The sequence below is a fragment of the Okeania sp. SIO2B9 genome (assembly GCF_010672505.1).
GTDB classification, from domain to species: Bacteria; Cyanobacteriota; Cyanobacteriia; order Cyanobacteriales; family Microcoleaceae; genus Okeania; species Okeania hirsuta.
In genome coordinates this window covers 1-5,264 of the sequence record NZ_JAAHGK010000463.1, presented here as the reverse complement: position 1 = coordinate 5,264, position 5,264 = coordinate 1, and the positions used below count along the sequence as shown (strand labels likewise).

General features: G+C 39.6%; 6 protein-coding genes. 2 read left to right on the top strand and 4 right to left on the bottom strand.

The window, feature by feature from the left end:
- The 4 genes from F6K13_RS35225 to F6K13_RS16935 form a co-directional block, all read right to left on the bottom strand.
- Window positions 1–73 (bottom strand): hypothetical protein (locus tag F6K13_RS35225; RefSeq protein WP_353735678.1); only part of this gene is annotated, 73 nt, incomplete at its 3' end.
- A gap of 330 nt (window positions 74–403) precedes the next feature.
- On the bottom strand, window positions 404–3,139 hold the full coding sequence (locus F6K13_RS16945; RefSeq protein WP_124142675.1) for a valine--tRNA ligase: 2,736 nt from the start codon (window positions 3,137–3,139) through the stop codon (window positions 404–406).
- A 428-nt stretch (window positions 3,140–3,567) separates the two neighbouring features.
- Complete coding sequence (locus F6K13_RS16940; protein ID WP_205127184.1) at window positions 3,568–4,269, bottom strand: hypothetical protein; 702 nt, start codon at window positions 4,267–4,269, stop codon at window positions 3,568–3,570.
- 94 nt (window positions 4,270–4,363) lie between these two features.
- Window positions 4,364–4,681, bottom strand: coding sequence for a hypothetical protein (locus F6K13_RS16935; protein ID WP_338043109.1), 318 nt, complete (start codon window positions 4,679–4,681; stop codon window positions 4,364–4,366).
- 8 nt (window positions 4,682–4,689) lie between these two features.
- Between F6K13_RS16935 and F6K13_RS16930 the strand changes: the two genes are divergently transcribed.
- Together F6K13_RS16930 and F6K13_RS35220 are read left to right on the top strand one after the other, a co-directional pair.
- Entirely contained in the window at window positions 4,690–4,836 is a 147-nt protein-coding gene (locus F6K13_RS16930) for a transposase (protein ID WP_240038719.1), read from the top strand.
- Window positions 4,805–4,912 carry a transposase gene (locus F6K13_RS35220; protein WP_353735677.1) on the top strand — a complete coding sequence of 36 codons (108 nt, stop codon included), beginning with the start codon at window positions 4,805–4,807 and terminating at the stop codon, window positions 4,910–4,912. The genes F6K13_RS16930 and F6K13_RS35220 overlap by 32 nt, the downstream gene beginning before the upstream one ends.
- Window positions 4,913–5,264: the final 352 nt, after the last annotated feature.

Below are 5,264 nucleotides of genomic sequence, written 5' to 3'. Positions count from 1 at the left end.
TTGTTTCCTCTACAAATTTAGCATCAGCTTTCTTAACAAATTCTGGTTTACTCAATCGTTTAGAAGTAGACAAAATCTCTTTTTCTAACTTTCCTAATTTCTTCTCTAACCGAGCAGATAAAGCTTCAATATCTACTACTCCTGATAGTCGTAAGTATGAAAACAATTTTAGAACTGTCAAACATACTAAAAATATTGACAAAATTATCTCAGATGTTAAATATAACTCCCAAAAAAGTATAACAACAGATTTAGGGAAACAATTTATTCAGTTTATAGAAAATCCAATTGTTTAACAACTGAATGATAAATATCTCTTGCTGGCAATTTCTTTCCTTTTGTTATTTTTAAAATTCAAAATTAAAGGTTGGGATAGATAATAACTAAACCCAACCAAATAAGCCTAATTTGACTTTAACTGCTTCAGGCGATCGCGTAATATTTCTGCCTGTTTTTCTGCCTCGGCTAAATTATTCTTTGTTTCCTCTACAAATTTAGCATCAGCTTTCTTAACAAATTCTGGTTTACTCAATCGTTTAGAAGTAGACAAAATCTCTTTTTCTAACTTTCCTAATTTCTTCTCTAACCTAGCAGATAAAGCTTCAATATCTACTACTCCTGATAATGGAATTAAAGTCTGCACAGTACCAAAAACACCTGCAATAGTTTGACCAACTTCCGCATCAACACTAGGAGTAATATTCAACTTTTCGACCTTAGCTAAATCTTGAATATAAACCTCACCTTTACTCAAAATTTTCCGTTCTTTTTCATTCTCACTCTGCAAAATTGCTGTGATTTTTACCTTTGGTTTAATATCAACCTCAGACCGTAAATTTCGGATAGTCCGAATTACCCCAATTAATAATTCAAATTCGGCTTCCAAATCCGAATTAATTAAAGATTTATCCAACTTCGGATAAGACTGTAAAGCCAAACAATCTTCCTCACCAACTTGATTCAAAGTATGCCAAATTTCCTCAGTAATATGAGGCATAAAAGGATGTAATAATCTTAAAATTCCATCCAAAACATAAGCCAATGTTTGTTGTGCTACTAACTTAGAAATCTCATCCTCACCCTGAAGGCGAGATTTAACTAATTCCAGATACCAATCACAAAAATCTCCCCAAATAAATTCATAAAGACCCTTCGCAGCTTCCCCCAAACCATAATTATCTAAATAATCACAAGTTTGCTGTACAACTTGATAGAAACGAGACAAAATCCAACGGTCAACTAACTCTAATTTCTCCTGCTCCGGTTCCCCTAATTCTTGAGGATATTTACCCTCTAATTTCATCATCACAAATCGAGCAGCATTCCAAATTTTATTAGTAAAATTTCGAGAAGCTTCCACCGATGCAGACTCATCAGTTTCCCGATTATAATCCATTCTCACATCTTGCCCTGCTCCGGCAGTTTCTCGCATCAAAGTATAACGTAAAGCATCAGTTCCATACTTTTCAACTAACAATAAAGGGTCAATACCATTACCAGCAGATTTAGATTGTTTTTTGCCCTTTTCATCTAACATTAAACCGTGAATATAAACCGTTTCAAACGGCATTTTGCCAGTAAAATGAGTTCCCATCATTGCCATTCTAGCAACCCAGAAAAAGATGATATCAAAACCAGTAGAAAGAGTGCTGGTCGGATAATATTTTGCTAAGTCGGGAGTGTTTTCAGGCCAACCCAATGTTGAAAATGGCCATAAACCAGATGAAAACCAAGTATCAAGCACATCTGGGTCTTGTTCAATTTTGACATCAGCACCAAATTTTGCTTTTGCTTGCTCCAACGCTTCCGTTTCCGAGCGAGCAATAACAAAAGGAGTATTATCGGCAATTTTTCCATTAGTTTCACTCACAGCATACCAAGCTGGAATTTGATGACCCCACCAAAGTTGCCGGGAAATACACCAGTCTTTAATTTTCACCAACCAGTCGCGATAAACCTTCGTCCAACGTTCGGGAACAAATTTCGGTTGGTTGTGCTTATCCAATAATTCCAGCGCTTTCTCAGACAACGGTTTAATTTTGACAAACCACTGAGTTGAGAGTAGAGGTTCGACTGGTACCTTGCCACGATCGCTATAAGGAACGCTATGACTATACTCCTCTACCTTGACCAAAACACCCTCTGACTCTAACCGTTTCACAACATTTTTCCGCGCCTCAAAACGGTCTTGCCCAACAAACGGTCCCGCGTTTTCATTCAAACTGCCATCCTTATTCATAATATTAATGAATGGTAGGTCGTGACGTTTACCCATTTCAAAATCATTGGGGTCGTGAGCGGGAGTAACTTTGACACAACCAGTACCAAATTCAAGGTCAACCAACTCATCCGCAATAATAGGTATTTCCCGTTCCATTATTGGTAGGGTAAGAGTTTTGCCAATGAGATTTTTGTAGCGGTCGTCATTGGGGTTAACCGCGACACCAGTATCTCCCAACATTGTTTCCGGACGAGTAGTAGCAACTTCCACATAACCACTGCCATCAGTAAGAGGGTAACGAAAATGCCAGAGGTTGCCATTAACTTCCTTATTTTCAACTTCCAAGTCAGAAACAGCAGACTGACTCGCAGGACACCAGTTGACCAGGTAGTTACCGCGATAAATGAGACCTTCTTCGTAGAGACGCATGAATGCTTCAATGACAGCTTTTGATAAACCTTCATCCAGGGTAAAACGTTCGCGAGTCCAGTCTGTAGAAACTCCTAAACGACGTAGTTGGTTAACAATAGTACCGCCAGACTCAGCTTTCCATTCCCAAGCGCGTTCCAGAAATTTTTCTCGCCCAATATCATAGCGGGTTTTGCCTTCTTCTTTCAGTTTCCGTTCCAGAATAGTTTGCACGGCAATACTCGCGTGGTCCGTACCGGGGAGATAGAGAGCGTTGTCACCGCGCATCCGATGGTAACGAATGAGAGCGTCAATGAGGGAGTTGTTAAAAGCATGACCTGCATGGAGGCGCCCTGTAACGTTAGGAGGGGGGATGACAATGCAATAGGGGTTGCCTGGATGGTTGGGGTCAGCTTTGAAAGTGTTGTTTTCTTCCCAATATTTCTGCCATTTCGCCTCAGTTGAGAATGCGTCGTATTTGCTTGGTAATTCTGGTATGGTTTTGGTCATAGATAATATGAATTATTTGGACTGTTTAATTGTCCTTAATATTGTGCCATAATTCATAAGACATCTCCAGAAAAGAGGGAGTAGGGAGTAGGGAGTAGGGAGTAGGGAGTAGGGAGTAGGGGGAAAGAATCGATAGTCTCTGTGCAATAATTGATTTGATTTTTGGCGTTGGTGATTTATAGAACTCCTTTCCGCTTACGCGACCAAAAAACTTTCTCCTTATACTCCTCTTTCTTCTTCCCTCCTGACTCCTGAGGACTGAGGACTGACTCCTTCATCACCACCATATGCTTTTTCATAGATGGCTAAAGCAGGTTAGTAAAGTGGTTCGGCCTCGCTGTACTTGTCTTGATCGCGATATACTAGCCACAGCAATCTCTATTTTAGGAGATTGCCACGGAGGGAATTGTGTTAGTTTGTACTAATTTCTACTCAGGGCGTTTTCCTCTAGCAATATAAGCACCATGTTGTTGGATTAGTTCTGCTACTACTCCTGTCCAACCAGTTTGATGACTAGCTCCAATACCTGCACCATTATCCCCATGAAAATACTCATAGAACAGAATGTAATTATTCCAATTGGGGTCAGTTTGAAACTTTTCCGTTGCGCCATAAACAGGTCGTTGAGTTTGACCATCTTTTGGCAAGAAAATTTTGATCAAACGATGAGAAATTTCTGCAGCTACCTCCGAAAGATTCATCATATTTCCTGAACCTGTAGGACATTCTACTTTGAAATCATCTCCTAAACAGTAATGGTATTTTCGCAGGGATTCAATAATCAAAAAGTTAACAGGCATCCAAACCGGACCACGCCAATTAGAATTACCTCCAAACAGACCAAATCTCGATTCTGCTGGCTCATATTCTACTTCAGGTTGAATGTAGTTGCCACTCTTTGTTCTGATGCTAAAAGGTAATTTATAGGAATTAGGTGGCTCATGAGATTTAGATAATCCTCGAATACCATAAGGTCCGAAAAATTCAGATTCATCAAGCATTCTTTTCAGAACTAATCGGAGTCTGGTAGGGTTAACTAGAGAGAAAGCTACTCCTCCTTCCATGAGATTACTGTCTGTATTATCAAAGTAAACATTCTCCCCTTTTGTCAAATCCTGACGGTTTTGCAAGAACCAATCAGCTCTCTTTTTGAAATCAGAGTCTAAATTTGATGTCTCCAGGGGTTAAAACACCCTGGATTCTAAGCGGATATGCTTACGCGGGCTAAAGCCACGCGACACACTGCTTACGATATTTTCTAGTTAGATCGTCCAACTTATATCGTTGTGGAAGCATCAAAACTTCCCTACCAACCTTGGCTAAATCTAAACTTAGCTGTGTTGCTACTTTTTTGATAATATTTCCAGCACCATTAGCATCGGCATTAATCAATTTACCTGTTGCTGAACGGTACAAACCACGATTAACACGCTTTCCTGATGGCTCCCACCTTTCGGGTTTTTCACCAAATGACGTAAAACAACGGTTGCAACAGATTATTTTTGAGTTATGTACGCTCGCATGATTGGAGACTAATAGCATTAGAAATAATGCCAGACCATGTACATTTATTTTTAGAAGTTGATCCAACTTTTGCAGCCTCTGTCATTATCAAACGAGTCAAAGGTAGAGCTTCTCATCATTTGAGAAAAGAATTTCCGCTTATTGCTAAAATTGCCCACACTTTGGACCCCTAGCTTTTTCTGTGCTACAACCGGAAATGCTTCAACGGAGACTGTTAGGAAGTACATTGAAAACCAAACCGGAAAGTAACACCGGGTTAAAACCCGCGCGTCGTTATTCAACCAGGGGATAAATCACCCTGGCTAACTTCCTCCCGCCATTTTTTAGGTTTTAATGAGTTACGATCTTCAATCAGTCTTTTTCTTTCTTGTGTATCTTCAATCTTGACCATGGTTTTTTCTCTTTATAGAAGACATATCTGCTGCAAATGACCCTCAATTATGAATCATATCATGTCTGTTTGAATAATTAGACTTTGCTGGAAGGAAGGCAGCTATGCTGGAGGCAGGAGGCAGAAGGTTTTATCCTATTGTCACCTTAATTTTATACACGCTCCGATGCTACCGGACATGATATCAAAGGCCAAAATCTAGTTTTTGGA

Bases quoted from the DNA above. Each gene is read 5' to 3' on its own strand.
- F6K13_RS16930 (WP_240038719.1), top strand. From the start codon at position 4,690: ATGCCAGACCATGTACATTTATTTTTAGAAGTTGATCCAACTTTTGCA.
- F6K13_RS16945 (WP_124142675.1), bottom strand. From the start codon at position 3,139: ATGACCAAAACCATACCAGAATTACCAAGCAAATACGACGCATTCTCA.
- F6K13_RS16935 (WP_338043109.1), bottom strand. From the start codon at position 4,681: ATGCTATTAGTCTCCAATCATGCGAGCGTACATAACTCAAAAATAATC.